Origin of the sequence: Kriegella aquimaris, from assembly GCF_900103215.1 — a bacterium.
Lineage (GTDB): Bacteria > Bacteroidota > Bacteroidia > Flavobacteriales > Flavobacteriaceae > Kriegella > Kriegella aquimaris.
The window spans coordinates 369,039-392,239 of the sequence record NZ_FNGV01000003.1 but is presented as its reverse complement, the minus strand read 5'-3'; the positions used below and the strand labels follow the sequence as shown (position 1 = coordinate 392,239).

The 23,201-nt window shown below is 40.7% G+C and carries 14 protein-coding genes; 13 read left to right on the top strand and 1 reads right to left on the bottom strand.

The annotated features are described in order from the left end of the window. Positions 1 to 25: 25 nt before the first annotated feature. The gene (locus BLS33_RS09460; RefSeq protein ID WP_089887849.1) at positions 26 to 1,120 is read left to right on the top strand and encodes a BamA/TamA family outer membrane protein; all 1,095 of its coding nucleotides are present in this window, start codon (positions 26 to 28) and stop codon (positions 1,118 to 1,120) included. Positions 1,121 to 1,182: 62 nt separating this feature from the next. Here BLS33_RS09460 and BLS33_RS09455 read toward each other — a convergent pair whose 3' ends face one another. Beyond that, on the bottom strand, positions 1,183 to 1,968 hold the full coding sequence (locus tag BLS33_RS09455; protein WP_245731351.1) for a DUF547 domain-containing protein: 786 nt from the start codon (positions 1,966 to 1,968) through the stop codon (positions 1,183 to 1,185). A 227-nt stretch (positions 1,969 to 2,195) separates the two neighbouring features. Here BLS33_RS09455 and BLS33_RS09450 point away from each other — a divergent pair, with 227 nt between their 5' ends. The 12 genes from BLS33_RS09450 to BLS33_RS09395 all read left to right on the top strand — a co-directional run bounded on the left by BLS33_RS09450 (position 2,196) and on the right by BLS33_RS09395 (position 23,200). Beyond that, entirely contained in the window at positions 2,196 to 2,906 is a 711-nt protein-coding gene (locus tag BLS33_RS09450) for a glycosyltransferase (RefSeq protein ID WP_089887847.1), read from the top strand. Between the two features lie 7 nt (positions 2,907 to 2,913). Beyond that, positions 2,914 to 3,978 carry a VOC family protein gene (locus BLS33_RS09445; protein WP_089887845.1) on the top strand — a complete coding sequence of 355 codons (1,065 nt, stop codon included), beginning with the start codon at positions 2,914 to 2,916 and terminating at the stop codon, positions 3,976 to 3,978. Positions 3,979 to 4,245: 267 nt separating this feature from the next. After that, entirely contained in the window at positions 4,246 to 6,879 is a 2,634-nt protein-coding gene (locus BLS33_RS09440) for an MGH1-like glycoside hydrolase domain-containing protein (RefSeq protein WP_089887843.1), read from the top strand. A 318-nt stretch (positions 6,880 to 7,197) separates the two neighbouring features. Next, a complete protein-coding gene (locus tag BLS33_RS09435) occupies positions 7,198 to 7,815 on the top strand; it encodes an RNA polymerase sigma factor (RefSeq protein WP_089887841.1) in 618 nt (205 codons plus the stop codon). Positions 7,816 to 7,982: 167 nt separating this feature from the next. Continuing rightward, positions 7,983 to 9,035, top strand: coding sequence for a hypothetical protein (locus tag BLS33_RS09430; protein ID WP_089887839.1), 1,053 nt, complete (start codon positions 7,983 to 7,985; stop codon positions 9,033 to 9,035). An 8-nt stretch (positions 9,036 to 9,043) separates the two neighbouring features. Beyond that, a complete protein-coding gene (locus tag BLS33_RS09425; protein ID WP_089887837.1) occupies positions 9,044 to 10,978 on the top strand; it encodes an FAD-dependent oxidoreductase in 1,935 nt (644 codons plus the stop codon). Between the two features lie 203 nt (positions 10,979 to 11,181). Beyond that, on the top strand, positions 11,182 to 12,237 hold the full coding sequence (locus tag BLS33_RS09420) for a FecR family protein (protein ID WP_089887835.1): 1,056 nt from the start codon (positions 11,182 to 11,184) through the stop codon (positions 12,235 to 12,237). A gap of 136 nt (positions 12,238 to 12,373) precedes the next feature. Then, a complete protein-coding gene (locus tag BLS33_RS09415; RefSeq protein ID WP_089887833.1) occupies positions 12,374 to 15,793 on the top strand; it encodes a TonB-dependent receptor in 3,420 nt (1,139 codons plus the stop codon). Between the two features lie 10 nt (positions 15,794 to 15,803). Then, positions 15,804 to 17,558 carry a RagB/SusD family nutrient uptake outer membrane protein gene (locus BLS33_RS09410; RefSeq protein WP_089887831.1) on the top strand — a complete coding sequence of 585 codons (1,755 nt, stop codon included), beginning with the start codon at positions 15,804 to 15,806 and terminating at the stop codon, positions 17,556 to 17,558. A gap of 108 nt (positions 17,559 to 17,666) precedes the next feature. Then, a complete protein-coding gene (locus BLS33_RS09405) occupies positions 17,667 to 20,270 on the top strand; it encodes a hypothetical protein (RefSeq protein WP_089887829.1) in 2,604 nt (867 codons plus the stop codon). A 15-nt stretch (positions 20,271 to 20,285) separates the two neighbouring features. After that, positions 20,286 to 22,079: an FAD-dependent oxidoreductase gene (locus BLS33_RS09400; protein ID WP_089887827.1), complete on the top strand. Its 1,794-nt coding sequence runs from the start codon at positions 20,286 to 20,288 to the stop codon at positions 22,077 to 22,079. Further along, entirely contained in the window at positions 22,076 to 23,200 is a 1,125-nt protein-coding gene (locus BLS33_RS09395) for a hypothetical protein (RefSeq protein WP_089887824.1), read from the top strand. The genes BLS33_RS09400 and BLS33_RS09395 overlap by 4 nt, the downstream gene beginning before the upstream one ends. The last annotated feature ends 1 nt before the right edge of the window (position 23,201 follow it).

Sequence of the window (23,201 nt, the reverse complement as noted above, 5' to 3'; positions counted from 1 at the left end):
CGTCGATTAACATCTTTTCATATAAATGATCAAGAACATCATATTACCCATATTTATGCTGTGCTGTTGCCATCTTGTAATGGTGGCCCAAAATCAAACACAGCAAGATAGTACCGTAAAGAAGAATTTAAAGATTTCGGCTTTTCCGGTAGCTTTTTACACGCCGGAAACTGCATTCGGTTTTGGTGGTCTGGGAATAGGAACTTTTTGGTTAAATCCTGAAAATAGGGATACTCGGCCTTCTTCGGTGCAACTCGGAATTAGTTATACTACAAAAAGCCAATTTTTACTCTATATGCCTTTTGAATTCTATCGGGATAATGAAAAATGGCGTGTTATCGGAGAATTCGGATATTACAAGTATTTCTATAATTTCTATGGGGTGGGCATGGATTCCAGAGAGAAAGACGAAGAAACCTATGAAGTGATGTTTCCCAGGGTTAGATTTTCAATAGTGCGTGAATTGTTTACCGATTTTTCAATAGGATTGGGTTATGAACTCGATATGTTCTCAGACCTAAAAATTAAGGAGAATGGTATTTTAAGTTCTTCCGAGGTTGTTGGAAAAAGGGACGGTACGGTTTCAAACATCGGTCTCGTTGCCTTTTATGATTCACGAGATCATATTTTCTATCCTACAAAAGGGTTTTATATCCAAGGAAATGTTTTTACTTCCTCTAAAATATTAGGTTCTTCGTTTTCATATTACAAAGCAGAACTCGATACCAGGTATTATCAAAAATTAGCGAAGCGCCATATTTTGGCATCCAATCTTTTCATGGCGCATAGCAGCAAGAATACGCCCTTCTACGACCTCTATTATCTAGGGTCGAAACGTACACGAGGTATTAATAATCGTCGTTTTCAAGACAATGCCGAACTAAGTTTTGCTTTGGAATATCGATTTCCAATTGCCGGTAGGTTCGGGGGAGCGGCCTTTGGTTCAACCGGCACGGTCGCTTCAGACCTTGGAAAGGTGTTGGAGTCATCTTACCGCAATGCGGCTGGGGTAGGGTTGCGCTATATTATAAACAAAAGGGATGGTGTTCGACTACGTGTCGATTACGCCATGTCAAATGAAGGCGGCAATTTCTATTTCACCATTAAAGAAGCCTTCTGATTTACCCCGTTCCGCAGTAGTAAGTGATTTAAGAGCAACTTGTATTTTCACCGGATTTTTTACTAAAGTTCGATCCAATTATCAAGGTCAAGGGTCCAATCATAGTTTTTATATGTAATAGCTATTCGTTTTGTCGTAGGAATAATATCAAAATCTTTTAAAATTTTTTTCACTCCATTTTTACATCCGAAATCTCCCCTGAACCAATTAAATAACGAGGTGACCGCAACTTCTTTTTTATTGGTATCATAATCCGAAGTCCGTTCCAAGTATTTTTTAGTGCTCTGATTGAACTGTTCGTCAAGCTGTGCAGCATTGTAAATGGCAACTGGCGGACAATCTTTAGCACCACAGTTGAGGGCAAAATGTACACGGTAATCACGTTTGCTGACCCTTAATTTGCGCTCAAATTTATTTGGAAACCACTTTCGTACCATTCCGAGTCCCAATGGCCATTGCGATTTACGAATAATACCGTGCTCTATCTTCGCGAACGATACCAATCTACCTGCAATCGGAATTTGTTCTCTCTTGAAAAAGTCTCTTTTGTCTTCATATAAATCAGGATTTTCAGAAAGTAGCACCTGAATATAGGCGTTATAAATGTTCACCCAAAAAGCCAATTTTTGTTCATCGGTTTTTAGACTTTCCTCCAAAATTTCTAAAGTAGTGCCATATAACTGCGCCCTGATATCGTTCGTGTCGGCATTGTTTTTAACATTTGTCAGAAACTTTTCCGATAGTTGATTCATATCTATAGATGAAATACTTTTATTTTGCGCTTTGGCGGTATATAGGGTGAGCATAAAAAGGGAGAACATAAAAGATTTTAATATCGTACGTTTCATTGCTGTTTCATTTTTCCATGTAATACCCCTTACGAAAATTTAAATGTTGAGGTTTGGCGTTTGGTCGAAAAAAATAATAATACTATCAGATGATGGGTTATTATTTTATAACTCCTAATTATTGCACCTATTTTACTGCAAAATATTATATGTAAAGAAATTCACGAAAGAGTGACTAATTGATTCCAAAAGCTTGACTCCTTAAAATCAATGAAAGGTATTCGTTTATGATCAGTTTAATAATTCCGGCACACAATGAATACGACAACTTAAAATCACTTTTAGTAGATTTGTCATCGGCCACTGCGATAAGTGAAGTGGAGGTTTTTATTTCTTTATCTTCTTGTAATACCGATAATTCTGAAAGTATCGATGTAGCCGAACATGTTAAATTTTTGCGCTGCAATGGTATGGGTAGGGCCTCGCAGATGAATGAGGCGGCTAAATTGGCTAAGGGGGATGTTCTTGTTTTCTTACACGCGGATGTCAGACCACCGAAATCGTTTTTGTACGATATAGAAAATACAATTCAAGCGGGCTATGACGCGGGTTTCTTTTCATATCGATTTGATAAAGAAAATGTATTTCTCAAGATTAATGCTATGTTTACAGCCAAGGATGGTATATTTACAGGAGGCGGGGACCAGTGTCTTTTCATAAGAAAAACCGTTTTCGAGGCATTACAGGGCTTTGATAGGCATCAGGTGGTTATGGAAGATTTTGAATTCTTCGAGCGAATGAAAAAGAGCGATGTACGTTATAAAATTATAAATAACGATTTGGTCGTATCGGCCAGAAAATATCAAAACAACTCATATATGAGGGTTAACCTTTCCAATCTGCTTCTGGTAATTTTGTTTAAACTTGGATACCCTGCAAATAAATTGAAAAACCTACACAACCGTTTGATTCGATCTCCCTATCAAAAAGGTTCCTAATTAGCTTATGAAAGAAATCATTAATGGAATTCAACAAATTGGTATAGGAGTTGCCGATGCCAAAAAAGTTTTTAATTGGTATCGAAAATATCTGGGATTTGATATTTTGGTCTTTCAAGACGAGGCCACTGCCGGTTTGATGACGAAATACACTGACAATAAAGCCTTTTCAAGATTAGCTATGTTGGCGTTGAACATGGTTGGCGGCGGCGGATTAGAAATTTGGCAGTTCACGGACAGAATTCCCGAAGCCCCAATAAAACCTATTTTGTTGGGTGATTTGGGAATTAATATCATGAAACTTCGGTCAAACGCGATTGATGAAACCTATAAAGAATTAAAAGAACTACAATTACCATTTCTTACGGAAATCCATACTACCGAACTCGGATGGCCTCATTTCTTTTTTGCGGATCCATGGGGCAACTTAGTGGAGATGGTGGCCGATAACTACTGTTATTGTTCGTCAAAATCGGTTTCAGGGGGTGTTCTGGGAGTGGTTGTTGGAGTTTCTGACATTGAAACAGCTATCCATTTTTATAAAAATCTATTGGGTTTTGACAATGTTATTTACGATGAAAAATCGGTGTTCCAAGACTTTTCCAATCTGCCAGGCGGCAATGCTTCCTTTCGAAGAGTACTTCTAAAACGTAGTGTTACAACAGTAGGTGGATTTGGAGAACTTTTCGGCCCTGCTGAAATTGAGCTCATTCAGATTGAAGGTCGCAAACCCGATAGAATATACAAAGATCGACTCTGGGGTGATTTGGGTTATATACATTTATGTTTCGACGTGTATGGTATGGAGGCGCTTCGAGAACATGCGAAAAAACTGAATTACCCATTTACGGTTGATAGTGCCGATAGTTACGATATGGGTGCGGCAGCTGGACATTTTAGTTACGTCGAAGATCCTGATGGCACGCTGATCGAGTTTGTCGAAACACATAAAGTTCCCGTATTAAAGAAATTGGGAATTTATATCGATCTAAAGAAACGAAATCCGCGAAAACCCCTCTCAAAATGGTTGGTCAAGGCGATGCAACTGCATCGGGTGAGAAGTGATCGATAAATTGTAATTACGTTTTCAAATTGACTAGAATCACTACATTTAGCGAAACGGGTTTTATTGCAATCTCTACTTTCGATTTAGGTTACTAATTTTTGCATAGAGACCTGATTTCGCACAAGAAAATACTTTAATTTGCAGGAAAACATCTCGGGTAAGACGATGACTATGAAAGGTTTTATCGGAAGCTTTTTCATAGCTTTAAGTAAGCTAAGGTAGACTACATTTTTGTCGAAAGCGGTTGAACAACTAAAAGTAAAAACTCTTTGAATGGGCGAACTAACGGAAGAACAAAAGAGACTTGAAGCACACTATTCCAAAGAAAAAGATTGGCTAAAATGGGGGCCTTATCTAAGTGAACGTCAGTGGGGTACGGTCAGGGAAGATTATAGTTCAAATGGTGATGCCTGGAACTATCTTCCGCATGATCATGCTCGAAGTAGAACCTATCGATGGGGAGAAGACGGTATCGCCGGTATTTCGGATCGTTACTGCAATATTTGTTTTGGCATTGGACTATGGAATGGCAAAGATCCCATTATAAAAGAACGTCTTTTTGGGCTAACGGGTCCTGAGGGCAATCATGGGGAAGATGTAAAAGAACTTTACTATTACCTAGAGAATACACCGACCCATTCGTACATGAAACATTTGTACAAATACCCTCAAAATGAATTTCCGTACGACCGTTTGGTTGATGAGAATAAAAAGCGTGATGAAAATCAACTTGAGTTTGAATTATTGGATACAGGAATTTTTGATTCGAATGATTATTTCGATGTCTTAACCGAATATGCCAAGGCGGACGGGGAAGATTTGCTTATAAAAATTTCAATAAGTAACCGAAGCGCTAATTCTGCTGCCCTCAAGGTTCTACCAACACTTTGGATTCGGAATTTTTGGGACTTCGCCAAGGTATCGGAAAAACCAGTGATAAAAAAAGAGGGCTCGAATCAAGATCCTTATGTATCCATTGCGCATAACTACGTAGGCAACTATAACTTATATTTCGAAAAACCCGCTCATTTACTTTTTACTGAGAACGAGACTAATAGAACTAAGATATATAACGAAGCCAATGACCACCCTTTTAAGAAGGATCTTTTTCATGATGCAGTCATTAATAGTGATTATACGTTAGCTGAAGGTAAGGATCAGGGCACAAAATTCGCACCTTTATATGAACTCAATATTGGGCCTGGGGAAACTCGCGAATTGAAATTACGATTAACTGCCAATACATTGACTACTCCTTTTGACAAAGAGTTTGATACTTTATTCTCAGATAGGATGAATGAATCGGAAGCTTTTCTTAAGACGTATGTCAACGGAAATTCTGAAGAACTCAAAGAAATACAAAAGCAGGCGGTAGCAGGTATTTTGTGGTCCAAACAATATTATAATTATGAGGTTGAACGATGGTTGAAGGGAGACTCGAACGAATCACCCCCGCCAGTTGAGCGTCTAAAAGGACGGAATAGTAGCTGGAAAACCTTGCGTAACCACGATATTTTGTCCATGCCCGATAAATGGGAATATCCGTGGTTTGCGGCTTGGGATACGGCCTTCCACTGCATTACTTTAGCCTTGGTCGATTCCAATTTCGCCAAACAGCAATTGCTGCTTTTTACCAAAGAATGGTATATGGCACCGAACGGACAGATTCCTGCTTATGAATGGAATTTTAGTGATGTCAATCCACCTGTGCAAGCCTGGGCTTCTATTCAAGTTTATGAAACTGAGAAAAAGAGAACCGGAAAGGGCGATATCAATTTTTTAAAAAGAATGTTTAACAAATTGGCCTTGAACTTTACATGGTGGGTCAATCGGGAGGATAGTTCGAACAACAATGTTTTTGAGGGCGGATTTCTGGGTTTAGACAATATTGGGGTGTTTGATCGTAGTAAAGGAATTCCCGGTGGGGGCGTTCTCGAACAGGTCGATGGAACGTCGTGGATGGCGCTGTATTGTTTAAATATGCTTGAAATGGCGCTCTTGATCGCTATGGAAGATGAAACGTTCGAAGACATGGCGCTCAAATATTTGGGACACTTTGTGTTTATAGCGGAAGCACTTAATAATATTGGTCAAGATTATGAGGGTTCTTGGGACGAGAAAGATGGATTTTTCTATGATCGACTCATTTTGCCAAATGGGGAAGCCCATCCGATTAAAGTCCGTTCCATTTCTGGGCTTTTATCAATGACCGCGGTTTTGAACATAAAAAAAGATTGGTTGGATAAATTGCCGCGTTTCAGAAGAAGTATGGAGTGGTTCAGAAAGCACCGTATTGAAAATACGAAATATCAAGTTATGGAAGAATATGCCGAAGATAAAGATGTTCTTTTGTCTTTGGTGCCTAAAAAACGATTGCAAGTGATGATGAACAGCGTATTGAGCGAGCAAGAGTTTTTATCGGACTATGGCATACGGTCTCTGTCAAAACTTCATGAAAAATCATACACCATCGGTATTGAAGGAGTCGATTATTGCATAGACTACGAACCTGCCGAATCGAATACGGGTATTTTTGGAGGTAATTCGAATTGGCGCGGACCGATTTGGATGCCCATGAACTACCTTTTCATCAATTCGATAGTTGAGTACCATGATTATTTTGGGGACAAAGTGAAGTTTGCCTACCCGACGGGTAGTTCAAACATGTTGACTCTAAAAGAGATAAGTGATGAACTTTCTAAGCGATTGGTTCAGATTTTCAAAAAGGATGACGCCGGAAATAGACCCGTTCATGGTCTTCACGAAAAGAAGTATAGTGAAGCTCATTTTAAAGATCTGGTCTTGTTTTATGAATATTTCCATGGAGACAATGGCCGAGGGGTAGGGGCCTCGCATCAGACAGGATGGACAGCCTTAGTTGCAAATTTGGTTGACGGGATGTCATAACGGTGCAAGTAAAAAACACCTTCTTTAGATTATTTGTTGCATTTTGCCCAGTTGAAAGTTTGAAAAGGGTATATAATAGTAAAAGCACTAGTGAACATAAAGTTCTGAGGTGCATTATAGAAGATGTTCCATATTTTTTGGAATAAACAATATTTTATTACATTTATCTCGATGTTGGCAAGAATTGAATACTAAAAAGAACGAATTCTTAAGTAACCAAGGTTTAACAATGCTACGTTTGTCATAATATTGTTAGAAAGAACACTGCTTAGTCTTTCTTATATTTTAAAGAATAATAGATTTTATATTAAGGAATTAATGAAAACGAGCGATTCTAGATCGGAACTTTCCCAAAAGGCGGAGGCAGCAATCTGGAAAAAAGTAAAAAAGGGCGATACCGATGCCTTGGGCGTATTGTACGACCAATTTGTGGACACGCTCTTTTCTTATGGAATGCAACAATCGAATCACAAGGATCATGTTATGGATTGTATTCATGATCTTTTCGTCGATTTATACAAGTATCGGAACAATCTTGCACAGACCGATAATGTAAAATTTTACTTGCTCAGGTCACTAAAACGAAAAATTAATAAGAAATACCAAAGGAAGATTATTCCCATTCAAGAGGAGGCATATTTAGACGGTGTTGAGGAACATAGAAATTTTGTCCCCTCACATGAAGATGATCTTATTCATGCAGAAAGAGCCAATGAGAAAAGTGAGAAATTGGTTGATGCCTTAAGTACACTTAGCAAAAAGCAAAAAAAAGGATTGTTTCTGCGTTTCAATCAAGATAGGCCCTACGAAGAAATTGCCGAAATTATGAATGTCTCCGTTGCCACGGCAAGAACTATTATATATAGGGCTATCAAATCATTAAGAAAGTATCCACTCTCCCTACTGTTTTTATTCAGTATTCTTTTTTCCCTATAAAAAGTCGTTTTTCTTGTCTATAAATAGCCAATTGATTGCTTATTGAAATAGAAAGGCTTCCCGATTACTGTCTAACGATTTTCGGGAGCACAAAAATTTCGAGCGCATTGAACCACTCTCACCAACTTGTCAAAATAGTAGTAATACTGACCATTTTGTGGGGCTGTATGTCATTTGTGATAGATGAGAAACCAAAAAAAAGAAAAAAGAAAGCTTTTACCGCATATATAAAAGATTCGGTTCAAGTTGAGGTCGACTTGGTCTACAATCGAAAAAATCGACCCGATTATTATTCGAGCCATGTTGTGACACCAGTTTGCGAAAAGGGTATTTGTTATGAACTAATTGTTGATATATACTGGGATTTATTAGGTAATTTTTTGGCCTATCAAGAATCGAAAAAGGACCCGTTTACCAAGTTTGACCATATCCGATTTACCGCCTCCGATCATCAAAAAATGAAAGAAATTTTAGCTGATAAAACGTCGCTATTGGCTAATTATGAAGCTAAAGACCTTGTTGATCCTAGAGTTGTAATCAAATCAGATGTTATTGACGGTGTAACCGGTGCAACCTACAAATCACTTAGTGGGGCGGTAGTAAAAGGTGCTGTTTATAGTTCTCACACCCTATGGCATATTGTAAATGGTGTCATTGCCGATAAAATTGTCAAATATACCGAGACATTCTTGAATGATGACCTATTAATTCAAATGTTACAATCGAGCAACTATAATCAACAGTTTTATGCGCTGAACAAGGTCAATTTGGAGAAAAATAAATTTGAACCTTACCTTTTTGATTTGCTCACCGAAGGGGAATCGTATGTGCCGTTTTTTGCCATTGATAAGTTACCGAAAAGTGTTTGGGCAATCGATGAATATCAAGAACGTTCTGCGGAGCTTCTGCCTCGGCTAGAATTTAAAATGCAAAACGAAATACTCAATAAATTAAAGGGTGAGGCTTTAAGTAGAGGGGCATTGAGTTCCTTGGTGGATAATTTGGAAGGGTTGCAGGAAAATCAAATTGAAAAGGTCTTTACTATTCTTGGTGATAACCGCGAGAACCTCGAAAATAAGGAATTGGGCAAGTTGGCCAATATGATGAATTCAAAAAGTGGGACATTATCGAAAAATGCTTATCGGTTCTTGTCCGAGATGAAACTGGAAAATAAAAAGGTAAATAAAAAACTCAGAAACTACGAAGAACAAATAAAATAATAACTACGATGGCAAAGAGAAGAGAATTTATGAAGGCCTTAGGGCTTGGCTCCGGTACATTTCTAATGAGTCCAATTACCCTTTTTGGGAATGGCACGGGAGAAGAAATTGAAAAATTAATCACCGACAAAACTAAGGGGCTACAAGATTTTTCTATTGATACCAATGTATATCACAAAAAAGAATATGAAGCCGATATTCTAATAGCTGGTGGAGGAATGGCTGGTATTTGTGCAGCTCTTGCGGCCGCAAGAAACGGAAGCAAGGTCATCTTGATACAAGACCGTTCCAGATTGGGGGGGAACGCAAGTTGTGAAATACGAATGCATATTTCAGGGGCTAGCCAATTAAAACAAGTATGGCGTGAAACCGGAATATTGGAAGAATTGGTGTTGACGGAGGCCGTAACGAATCCTCAACGTTCCTATGAAATGTGGGATTATGTGCTGTACGACAAATTAGTGTCCGAAGAAAATATAACCTTACTACTTGATACTACACTTTACGATGCCGAAGTTGTTGACGGTCGTATCACAAAAGTGTGGGGACTTTGTTCCCCGACCGAAGAAATTTCGATTATCACGGCTGATTTTTTTGCCGATTGTACGGGTGATGCCACCTTGGCGGCCAAGGCCGGTGCCGAATATATGAGAGGTAGAGAGGCAAAATCGCAGTGGGGAGAATCACTTGCAGTAGATGTTGCCGACCAAAAAACCATGGGCAACAGTTTGCTCTTCATGTCCAAAAAATATGATAAAAAAATGCCGTTTAGCCCCCCTAAATGGGCGAGAAAATATACAACCAAAGATTTTATCCATAGAAATATTCAAACCTATGAATATGGGTATTGGTGGCTTGAATTAGGGGGTGAAATTGATATTGTTCGTGACGGTCAACAAAATAGGCATGATTTAATGAGTGTGCTGTTTGGAGTGTGGGATTATATCAAAAACTCGGGTAACCATCCTGATTCAGAAAATTGGGCATTATCATGGGTAGGTATGATTCCCGGTAAGCGCGAGAGTCGTCGGGTTGTAGGAGACTATATTATGAAGCAAGAAGATATACAGGGTGCCACACTCTTTGAAGATCGTGTCGCCTATGGCGGATGGCCATTAGATGATCACCCACCTGGGGGCATGGATACCACTGGAGAGGTGCCATATGTTTCGATTCCTTTAAAAGGGCCTTATTCGATACCCTTTAAATCTTTGTACAGTAAGAATATCAGTAATCTATTGATGGCTGGTCGCAATATTAGTGTATCACATGTGGCGTTGTCTTCGACTCGGGTAATGGCGACCTGTGCTACATTGGGTCAGGCAATAGGTACGGCCATGTTCTATTGCAAGCAAAAGAATCTGCTTCCCTCACAAGTTGGTAATGATAAGACCCACATGGAAAATCTACAACAACTATTGCTGAGACAAGATCAAGCTATTTTAGGCGTGACTAACAATGACGAAAAAGATTTGGCAAAATCAGCGAACGTAAAGGCTTCCTCGGAAATTGAAGACGGCAAGGCCGCTAATGTTATTGACGGCATCAATCGGGAGATTAACGACGGGAAGACTCATAAATGGTGTGGTGATATGAATAATGGGGAACAATGGGTTGAATTAAGGTGGGAAAAACCAGTTAAAATTAACACCATAGAGTTGACTTTCGATACGGGGCTAGAGCGATTTTTGCGACTTTCTGGGCAAGATTGGGTAAATGACCAACAGGTTAGGGGACCGCAACCCGAAACCGTTTCAGACTATACCATTGAAGCAATAGGGTCAGGTGGTCAAAAAATAGTGGCTGAAAACGAATTTAATTTTTTAAGGAGGGTCGAACATCGGTTTGATACCTTGGAAGTAAGTGCCCTTAGATTAAATATTCAAAAAACGCATGGAGATCCTTTGGCCAAAGTTTTTGAAGTACGCTGTTATCATGAATAGGTGATGGTCTTTCAAAATTTACATGAGGCTAACAGTACATTTTAAAGAATGTTAAGAAAAGCACACTTTTTTTGTCTATAAAAAGTAAAGTGGCTACTTATCTTAATATAGAAGTGTTTTAGCAGTTCATAAAATTGGTTTTTAGGATACTGAAAATTTCCTTGATCTGATTCAAGATTTCGAATGGCTAAATAATAAGAGGTATGAAAAATAAGAAAAAAAGCAACATAGATTTTACTTCGCTTAGTGATACTGAAAAGGTCGCTTTAAAAAGTAAAATCTATACGTCCCTTGACAGGTTAAAACAAAAAAGATTGCGTAAGCGCTATGCAATGGGTACTGCTGCTTCCATCGCCGTTCTTTTGGCATTAGGTTTCTATTTTAATCGTCCTGTCGAAACATCCATCACAGATTTTGTAAAATCTGCAAAAAAAGTTGATGTAAACGATTCTGACAAAGTGGTATTAATTCTTAACGAAGGGGAAAACGTGAAAATTGATGAAGATTCCACGGACATCTCCTATTCTTCCACGGGACAAAAGGTAAGTGTAGGAGGGTCAAAAGTTGTCGATCAGAGCGCTTCTTCGGAAAAGGAAATGGTCTATAATACGGTTTTAGTACCCTATGGAAAACGATCAAACCTGAAACTTTCCGACGGTAGTATGGTTTGGCTGAACTCTGGTTCGAGATTGGTGTATCCCGCTGTTTTTAAAGGAGATAAAAGAGAAGTGTATTTAGAGGGAGAAGCGATTTTTGAAGTGGCACACGATGCAAGTCATCCGTTTATGGTGCTTTCCGAGAGTCAGGAAATTGAAGTTTTGGGTACGGTTTTCAATGTGAGCAACTATCTTGATGATACTCAGGTAAACACCGTACTCAAGAGTGGAAGTGTTCAAATTCAATATAAACCTGATACTACTAGTGACACAGGCAATAAGATAAAAATAACCCCTGGTACCTTGGCTAGTTACGATAAGAAAAATAAAATGGTGACTTCTGAAAAAGTGAATGTTGACCACTATTTTTCATGGCGAAAAGGCGTTTTCATATTTAAAAACAATAATCTCGAGTATATTATGAAAAGGCTCGCACGCTATTATAATGTCGACATTGAGATTGAAAATCAGACCTTGGCTGAAGAGACCTTTTCCGGTTATCTCGATTTAAGGGAAGACGTAGAAAAAGTGATAGGTATTATTAAAGAAACCACACCATTACAGTACAAGAAAATAAACGAAAAAAGAATAAGTATTAACTAAAAACGGAGAAACCATATGATGTAACGACCAACTAACCAATTTTAAAAAAAAGCCAGAAGATGTTGGCCCATCTCCTGGCCGGAAAATTAACATTGCCAAATAATTTGGCATCATTAACTCAACTAAAAACAAAATTATGAATAAAATCGTCAGTGGCCCCGCTCTCGGGGTCAAAAAGACACCGATATGTAACCTGTTCACCCTTATGAAAATATTTGCCTTATTTATTTGTATCGGTCTTAGTTCGGTATATGCGAATAATACCTATGCCCAGACCAAGATAGATATTGATGTCAAAGAGGTGACGTATGAAGAGTTGTTCAAAGAGATTCAGGAGCATAGCGAATTTATATTCTTCTATAAGGATGAAGTGTTGGATGCAAATAAAAAAGTGTCGATTCGATTAAAAGAAGCACAACTTACCTCCATACTAAATCAAGCTTTTCAAAATACAGATTTAGATTATAAAATTGATGACCGTCAAGTGGTCATCAAAAGAAGGTCTAAAACACCGACTTCGGAGATTGATGCAATTGCGGAAACTGTTGCACAAGAGTTTATGGTCTCCGGTACGGTTGTCGATGGTGACGGAGTTCCGCTACCCGGTGCTAGTATCGTTGAAAAAGGAACAACGAATGGTACACAGACTGATTTTGACGGGAACTTTTCGTTGGCCGTTGCCAATCAAAATGTGGTGCTGACCGTATCTTATATTGGTTATGCGACCGAGGAAATATTGGTGAACGGCCAAGAGAACATCGCTATCACCTTAAAAGAAAGTGCAGCAGGTCTTGAAGAGGTAATTGTTGTAGGCTACGGTACCCAGGCCAAGAAAGACCTGACGGGTTCCGTCAGCGTTATTGAGGGTGATGAAATTGCGGCACGTAGCACCACCAATGTTTCCAATGCCTTGCAAGGTACCGTTGCGGGGGTCAGTATTACAAGAAGTAACTCAGAACCCGGTTCAGGCAATGAAATAAGAGTAAGGGGTGTTACGACATTACAAGGGGCGAGTGCTCCCTTGATACTAGTAGACGATGTACCTGTTTCAAGTATCAACGATGTGAATCCGGATCAAATTGAAAGTATTTCCGTGCTTAAAGACGGTGCTTCCGCTTCTATTTACGGATCAAGAGCCGCAGCTGGCGTTATTATTATTACGACCAAGCGCGGCAAGAGCGGAGTCTTTAATATGGGCTATAGTGGGGAATATATAATCAATACACCTACCGAAACAAGACAGACAGTGGGCGCGGTTCGCTACATGCAAATGGATAATGAAAAGGCATGGAATGACAATGGTAACGATAATAATGAATACCCTACGTGGTCAGAAGATTTGATTGCCAATTATCCTACCAATAGTGCAATAAACCCTGATCAATTTCCCGATACGGATTGGCGTAGTCTGATACTCCGAAAATCCGCTACTGGTTATAGACATAATATCTCTATAAGTGGAGGTTCCGACAGATTGAAAACCAATGCAAGCTTCGGTTACGAATATCAAGATGCCTTGTATGACGGGCGCGATTGGAAGCGCTACACGGCCAGGGTCAACAATGATATCAAAATCTCCGATAAAATGGGTGCCAATTTAGACTTTGCACTTAAGATAACGAGAGACGATCGCCCTTCATTAGACCCCACAGAAAGAGCCATACGTTCTGCACCCGTATACGCCGCCTTATGGCAAGATGGGCGAATAGCAGAAGGTAAATCAGGAGATAATGTATATGCCGAATTGCAGGAAGGTGGGTATAGTAATAGTGATACCTATTTATTCTACGGAAAGGTGGGGCTGTTTTATAAGCCTATCGACGATTTAAAGATATCACTTAATCTGGCACCGAATTTTGAATTCAACAAGTATAAAAAGTTCAATAAGACCATTCCCTATTGGGCCTTCAATGATCCCGATCAGTTAGCGGATCCCAACTATATTTCGAGTCACAATGCCACCCAGACCTATCTAAATGAAGTAAGGTCGAACGACAATACCTTGACGACACAAGCCTTGGTAAACTATGATAAAATAATAGTGAACCATAACATCAGCGCTGTTGTGGGGTATGAGGAATTCTCGGCTGAATATGAAAGATTAGATGTTAGGGGTACCGAGTTTGTTACCGCCGACTATCCATTTTTAAATCAGGCTCCGGTCGATAAGGTTTTTGATGATGGATCTACTGTTTCGGCAAATGCCTATGCTTCCTATTTCGGAAGATTGGCCTATAATTACGATAGTCGGTATTATATTCAGGGAACTGTTCGACGAGATGGTTCCTCCCGCTTTGGAAAAGACTATCGATGGGGGTCCTTTCCCTCTGTCTCGGCTGGTTGGGTTATTTCCAATGAAAATTTTATGGAGTCGTTAGACCCGACCATTTCATTTTTAAAACTTAGGGCTTCTTATGGTAGTTTGGGCAATGACCGTTTAGGTAATTACCTGTATCTCTCCGTACTGCAGTTTAGCAATACGTTAATTGCCAACGGAAACGACGTAGAGGCAGTGAGATCTGCTGCCCAACGATTTTTGGCTATTGAAGACGTGACCTGGGAAACGACTACTTCTTTGAACTTTGGTATCGACTTGAACATGTTCGATAGCCGTTTGTCGTTAACTGGTGATTACTTTAAGAAGGAAACGACCGATATGCTCCTCGATTTGAGTATTCCCGCTTTCGGTGGATATGATGATCCCACGGTAAATGTGGGAAGTATGGATACCGATGGATGGGAGCTGTCTCTTTCTTGGCGTGATAATATTGGCGATCTTAGATACGGGGCCTCTGCTAATGTTTTTGATTCTAAATCAATTATTGGAGATGTCAACGGGAAACGTCTTTTTGACGGTAATATCCTTTCTGAAGAGGGCAGTGAGTTCAGGTCTTGGTACGGCTACCTATCCGATGGTATTTATCAAACCCAAGCTGAGGTAGATAACTCGGCCGTAACTAGTGATGTTGTCAGTCCGGGAGACATAAAATACAAAGACATCAGTGGCCCCGATGGTACGCCCGATGGTGTTATCAACGAATTGGACAAAACTATTTTGGGAGGTTCTTTGCCTAGATACCAATATGGTGGAAACTTTAATTTGGCGTACAAAAAATTTGATTTCGGACTTACTTTTCAAGGGGTTGGTAAGCAGAACTTCTACCTGTCTCAAGGTTTTATCAAACCTTTTCAAGAAAGCTGGCAATCTCCTTCATATTTATATGCGGGAAGCTATTGGAGCGCTTATAACACCGCCGCACAAAATCAAAGCGCCAGTTACCCTAGACTCTCTGAAAATGCAGTGGGAAATAATTATACTAGTTTCTCCGATTATTGGTTGATCAATGGGTCATATCTTAGAATCAAGAATATCTCTTTAGGGTATACCTTACCTACCGAGATGCTTGGTGACAGTGGGTTTTCACAACTCAGGATATATGTTGCCGGTAACGACTTGTTCACATTTGATAACCTCCCCAAAGGCATAGATCCCGAGCAAGGGAGCGGATACCTGATCACCAAGTCTTTCTTGGTTGGAGTTAAAGCTAATTTCTAAACGAAAAACAATGAAAAATACGATATATAACATACTCGCCGGACTTGCCATTTTGCTGACCGGCTTTTCATGCACCGAGTTGGATCTGGTACAGGAAGATGCCGCAAGCTCGGCCACTTGGTACCAAAATAAAGATCAATTTAGGCAATCGTTAAACGAGGGGTACCGCGAAGTTTTTTGGCCTACTGATGAATCTGCTGCCGGACTCACCGATGATTGGCAGCGACGAGATGCCTTAGACGATATTAAAGCAGGTACGGTAAGTTCCGAATACGGTGCGGCCCAAGACTCTTGGGAAAATATTTATAAGGCCATCACTCGAATTCTTGTCGTTATCGATCAGTTAGAGAACCAAGACGTACTATCTGCCGAAGACACCGCTCTTTTTATGGCCGAAGCCAATTTTTTAAGGGCATCGTATTGGTCGTACCTCATTTCGCATTATGGTGACGTTCCTTTCTATGAAAAGGAGCTTACCGTTGATGAATCTTTTGAAATGGGCCGGACCAATAAAAACGAGATTCTCCAAAAAATCTATGGGTATTATGATGATGCGGCACTTAATCTTCCGGTATCGTATAATGGTCTGAAATATGCTACCAAAGGTGCGGCATATGCCATGAAAGCTAGAATAGCCTTGTATATGGGCGATTTTGCAGTTGCCGCAGAGGCTTCTGAAGATTGTATAGACTTGGGCGAGTATGAGTTGCATGCCGATTTTTCCGAGTTATTCCGGTCAAGTACCAAAAACTCGAATGAGACCATATTCCATATTCCGAGAAGTTCAGATTTGAACGTAATCAGAAATGATAACGTTAGAGATTATTTGCCACGAAACCATGGCGGCTGGGGTGCAAGAAACCCCACTTGGGAGCTCTTGGCGTCTTTCGAGTGTACCGATGGGCTGCCCGTAGACGAATCGCCGCTTTTTGATCCTCAAAATCCATTTAAGAATAGAGATCCCCGATGTAACATGACTATCGTGCCCTTTGGTTCTTTGGAAGATGGTGATGGGCTGTCTTCGGCCGATGGGTCTAATTTTATAGCTATTGAATATACGCCCCATCCTGAGAAAAAAGAGGTCTTAGACTTTGCTTCCGGTGATTTACGTCGAAATGATGATACCCCTTCAGTAGCCGCCTTTGCTTCTTTTAATGGATTGGCATGGAAAAAAGGGATTGATGAAGATTGGAAAGATTATCGCACCGACCCCGATTTGATTGTTATACGCTATGCCGATGTATTATTGATGTATGCCGAATCAAAGATCGAACTCAATCAAATTGATCAAAGCGTGTTGGATGCTATGAACCAAGTACGGGATAGGGCTTATGCCAATTCTGGAATACCCAACCCCGAAATCGTGACTACAGATCAGGCCGAGCTACGCTATAAAGTGCGTAATGAAAGGCGTGCCGAACTTGCCTTTGAAGGGCGTAGGTACATGGATTTGATTCGATGGCGATTGGCGGAAAAAGCACTTACCGGAAATTCATACGGGCTGTTGAACGTCGCAACCGATGCTAACGTTGGGGTGGCACCGACTGGACCACTAATGGATAATGTTGTTACGCCCGGACTTTGGTTTTGGGGCATGACTCCAGAGATTGATGCGGATGGACTTCCGGACTTCTCGGCTTTGCTGAATGCTGGGCTATGTAGATCTTTGAATACCATCAATTTTCCGACAAGACAATACTTGTGGCCGATACCGGCGTCTGAACGATTACTTAATGCAAACCTCACTCAAAATGAGGGGTACTAATAGTTAGTTTTGAGTTAGTTAGTTTTTGTAAATCCCCGAAAAGCGATTTTCGGGGGTCTTACAATGCCTAAGCTTCAGAAAGTTATAATTAGTGCAAATTTTAGAGAGATGAGAAAAATTTTAATGGTGCTATGGGTGCTGACCCTAGTAATGGTTTCCTGCAAAAATAAGGCAGAAGAATTAACGAAAACGCCGATAAAAAAGGCTGCGGAGGTAGTCAGCAAAGATGGTGAAATCACCCAGGTTTCCGGAGATTTGAAAATTGGCGGGGTATATCCGCACCTTACCACCTACGCCCATGGCAGATTAGATGGAACGTATGGCTTCGGAAGTGAATGCGGTATCGGTGCCTTGGCGGTATGGAACGATAAGTTGTACATGATAAATTATGCGGCACATCAGCCCAAGGGTAGCGAACATAAACTCTATATTATCGATGAGGATATGAATATGGAGATTTTTGAAGGTAGTATTGGCGGTACCCCGACCGCACGAATGGTTCATCAAGAATCTAACCAATTGTTGATAGGCCCTTACGTTATTGATAGTACGGGAAATATTAGGGTGGTACCTTACAGTAGAATGGAAGGTCGTCTGAATGCCTATGCACGACATTTGAAAAATCCCGAGACCATGGTCTATATGTATGACATGGAAGGGATGCTTTATGAGTTGAACGTGAATACCTTGGAAGTAAACAAGCTTTTCGACGATCCTTTACCAGGCTGGCATGGCAAAGGCGGATACACAAGCCAAGGCAGATTAGTGGTTTCGAACAATGGTGAACATGCCAGTGAGGGTAGGGTGACTCATGACACCCAAGACTGGGCGAATGAACACTACAAATGGGAAGAAAGTTGGAAGGTGGATAAAGAAGGCATATTTGGTCCGGACAACTTAGGGATTCTAGCCGAATTCGACGGTGATAATTTCAAGGTCATCGAGCGCAGTCAATTTACCGATATCACGACTAAACACGGTATCTATGCGGTGCCGAACGATGATTCGCCGTTATGGGCAATTGGTTGGGACAAAAAATCGGTACGCTTAAAAGTACTCGACAATGGTGAGTGGCATACGTATTTGCTTCCGAAAGCGACCTATAACAACGACCCTCCGCACGGCTGGTTCACTGAATGGCCTAGGATCAGGGCGGTGGGCAATGGTAAAATGATGATGGATATGCACGGGATGTTTTATGATTTTCCCGAAAGCTTTTCCGCATCGAACACAGCAGGCATTAAACCTATGGGTTCCCACTTACGGTACATTCCCGATTTTTTGAATTGGAACGACCAGATTGTTTTGGCTACGGATGAAACCAGTATTCAGGGGAATCCCTTGGCAGGACAACCACAATCTAACCTTTGGTTTGGTAATTACAGCGAGTTGTCCAATTGGGGTCCCGCATCAGGATATGGTGCCGTGTGGTTGAAAGAAAAGGTGGTCGCTAAAACACCATCTGACCCTTATTTAATGTCTGGTTTCGATAATCGCATTCTGCACCTACAGAATTCAGGAAACACCCCAGTGAGCGTTACTTTGGAAATTGACCCCAATGGTGATAATAATTGGACGGCACTCAAAACAATAGCTATTGAAAAGGGTGGTTATACCAACCATATTTTTGAGAAAGGACTTAAAGCGGAATGGATTCGATTGACCTCTAATAGAGCATCGGAATTAACGGCAGCGTTCCATTTTACCGATGATAATCTGAAAGATGGTTTTGAAGGTACGGATCTATTCAAAGATTTGGCTGATATCGATTATGCCGGAGAAGTGAACCATGCAAAATTGTATAGTAATAAGACCAATTTTAACCTTAGTGTGTATACTGGAGCAATTCAGGGTGGCGAATTCACAAAAAAGGAAGGTCTCGAATTTACTAAATTCGATTTTGAATTTGTAAAAGGTATTAAAGATACGACCTCTTTAGAGGCCTTGACGGTTGAAAGCGTTGGTGCGCAAGTAGACTTTAACAATAATAAGGTTGAAAGTGATGCCGTTTCGGCAAATCATGTTTGGTCAGAAGATGAGGCTTCGATAATCGTACATGCGAAAGAGTACGATTTGAGATTACCTAAGGGAAAAGTGGATTATCAAGACATCTTACCTCCGGGAACCACGCGGTTTCGAAGAGAAGTCGAATCAGAACGAGAACTGGCCAATGTAGGAGGAACTTTTTATGAACTCCCCTTGTTCAAAGTGGGGCAAGAACCGCGGTATAAAATGATGCGACCGGTAGCTACCCATAATAAACAAATATCTGATTTTAATACTTGGAACGGTTTATTGGTCTTAAGTGGAATAAAGAAAGATGCTTCCAATTCAGAACATATCTATACATCAGCCGATGGTGAGGCAAGTCTTTGGTTCGGAGGTATCGATGACTTGTGGAGTTTTGGAAAACCAGTAGGGAAGGGCGGTCCTTGGAAAGATTCAGCGGTAAAGGCAAATGAACTTTCTGACCTATATTTAATGACGGGTTATGATAAGAAAACCCTTAAATTGAGGGCTGACAAAGATGTGAAAATTACGCTTTTGATATATGTGAATCACTATCTTGACGAGCCAATGAAATATAAAACCTTTGATATCAAGGCAGGGGAAGAATTAACGTATGAATTCCCAGAAGGTTTTAGTGCGCATTGGGCTCAGGTAAAAACGGATAAAGCATGTAGCGCAACAGCTTGGTTCATTTATGAATAAATAAAAAAGAAGAACATGAAATATTTATTTACACTTTTATTGGTATTCTGTAGTGCCATTTCTGTTTCTGCTCAGGATCTTTTGGTTGAGGCAGAGAGTTTTGATAATCCGGGCGGCTGGGTTGTCGACCCACAATTTGTAGAACAGATGGGCTCTCCTTATCTTATGGCACACGGCATCGGAAAAAAAGTCGAGAACGCCAGTACCGAAGTAACCTTTGAAAAAGGAGGGCAGTATCATATTTGGGTACGAACGATGAACTGGGCTCCCGGCGAATGGGACGCTCCGGGAAGGTTCAGCTTAAAGGTAGGTGATATGGCTTTTGATAAGACCTTGGGCCTTCGTTCCGGCTGGGGATGGGAATATGTCGGTAAAACGAAAATAGGTAAAGATAAAAGTGTCGCACTCGAACTTATCGATTTAACTGGCTTCAATGGCCGATGCGATGCCATCTATTTTTCTACTTCTGATAAAGAACCTCCTTCCTCCCCAAAGAAGTTGGCCGAGTGGCGTAAAACGATTACGGCCGAACCCAATGCCCCCAAAGAAGAAAATACCTATGACCTCGTGGTCGTTGGTGGCGGTCTCGCTGGTTGTGCGGCGGCTATTGCAGGTGCCGAGCAGGGGCTAAAAGTAGCGCTTATTCACGATCGTCCGGTTTTAGGTGGCAATGCCAGTAGCGAGATTAGGGTACATACGTTAGGTATTTATGGGCATTTTGAACGTATTTTAAAGAAAATCGATACAGAACATTACCCCAACGGTTCGGCCGAAGCCAAATTGGACCAAGAAAAACGGGATGCGAATGTTAAAAGCTATGACAACATAGATCTGTTCTTAAATTGGAGAGCCTATGACGCGAAGGCAGAAGATAATACAGTGAAATATGTTGACGCCAGACAAACGGCAACGGGGGAACGAAAAAGATTTACGGCCCCCTATTTCGTAGATTCTACAGGGGATGGATGGATCGGTTACTGGACGGGGGCCGAGTTCTCTTACGGCCGGGAAAGTGTCGATACCTACGGAGAAGCTTGGGAAGAACATGGTGAACTTTGGAGTCCTAAAGAAGCGGATGATGCCGTAATGGGATCCTCCGTATTATGGGGTTCGAAGAAAACCGAGACTGTACAACCTTTTCCTGAAGTACCGTGGGCCAAGCCAGTTGTAAAGGAGCATAAGGCGATTAATGGCGAATGGTATTGGGAGTTTAGTCGAAACGATTTAAATCAAATAGATGATGCCGAAGAAATACGCGATCATATGTTACGGGCTATTTACGGTTCCTTTAGCAATGCGAAACAAAACCCCGAGAATGATAAGATTGCTTTGGAGTGGGTTTCTTATTTGGTAGGCAAAAGGGAATCCCGCAGATTGGTCGGAGACCATATTTTTACGTTTAACGATGCAAAGGAAGGTACTAAGTTTCCCGATGCAGTAGTTATCGAAACAAGGGAGGTCGATGTGCATTACCAAACGGTCTTGACCGACGAAAAGAATCCTGATTTTATTTCGAAGGCTCTTTTCTATAAAACGCCGGAGTATTACATTCCATATCGAAGCCTTTACTCCAAGAATATTAACAATCTTTTTATGGCCGGACGTAATTTTAGCTGTTCACATGCTGGTCTAGGTGGCCCTCGGGTTATGAGAACAACGGGCCAGATGGGGGCCGCTGTAGGTTTCGCCGCTGCTCTTTGCAAAAAGTATGATGTAAATCCGAGGGATATTTATAAGGGCTATTTAGACGAATACCTAGATTTGATAGAAGAACAAAAATATCCTAAAATACCAGAGTCGAAACAATGAAAAACAGCCTTGGGGTCATAGTATTTCTCTTGTTGGCCGTGTGCAGGGCACAAATCGGGGCTTCGATTCATACATTGCCCCAAGGTGATCAAGACGAGGTGTTAATTGATCGTCCGGAATTCTACCTAATGGATTGGGATCAGGGTGTAAAGCTTATTGAAAAAGAAACGCCCTTATCGATTATGGTAGATTCGATGGGGCAGCAAGAGGTGCGCATGCTGACTGATGAGAAATCCAATCCTGTTTTATATACATCCGATATCGAAACTCCGGTATGTGCCGATGGGGAATGTCGATTGATGCATATTCGGTTGTATTGGACACTTTTGGGTGAATATGCGGGCTTTGATCGGTTTCCCGGTCTTCCCTTGACCAAACATGATCATGACGAATTTTTACAGGCAGATTATCTGAAGTTGCATCATTTGTTGAGCGATAAGCTGTCTATATTGGAGCGAAGAAGTATTGATGAACTTGTCGTAAAGCCTGAGCAACCCGAGGTTGAGGGTGCCGACGCACTTTCGGGGGCGACTATAACCGAAGTAAAGGAGTCGGTGGTGGCCGGTGCGCTTTATTCCTGCTATGTCGCTTGGCACTTGGTGCATGGCGCCATAAAAGAGGATATCAAAAAATACACGATGTCATTGGTCAATGAAGAGATGGTACGGACAATGTTAAACAGCAATTCGGTAGATTATCAAATGTTTGCCTTAAATAGACTGGAGATAGAAAAGTACCCTGAATACGTTGATCGGATAAGTGAAATTTTTGAGTCGGGTATTCCTATGGTCCGTTCTTTTATCATTAAAAATTTGCCCGACGTTTTTTGGAATACCGAAAAACTGCAACGCCCTTTTTGGAACAATTTTGCCAAAGTCGATATTAACAGTCGAAGTCTTTTGTTAGACCATTTAGAGAGCGCTTCGATAGCTACTTTGGAAGATATATCTTCACAACTTGGGGCAATGACCAAGAACCAACTAAAGAGTTATTTGCAACATTTGGAAGAACAGCGGATCAAAAGTAGAATCATACATAAAAATCTTGAAAATTTTTCAAGTTCCGATTCTGAGAAGTATGCTTATCTTGTAGCACAATATTTAGAGGAAAACAACAATTAAT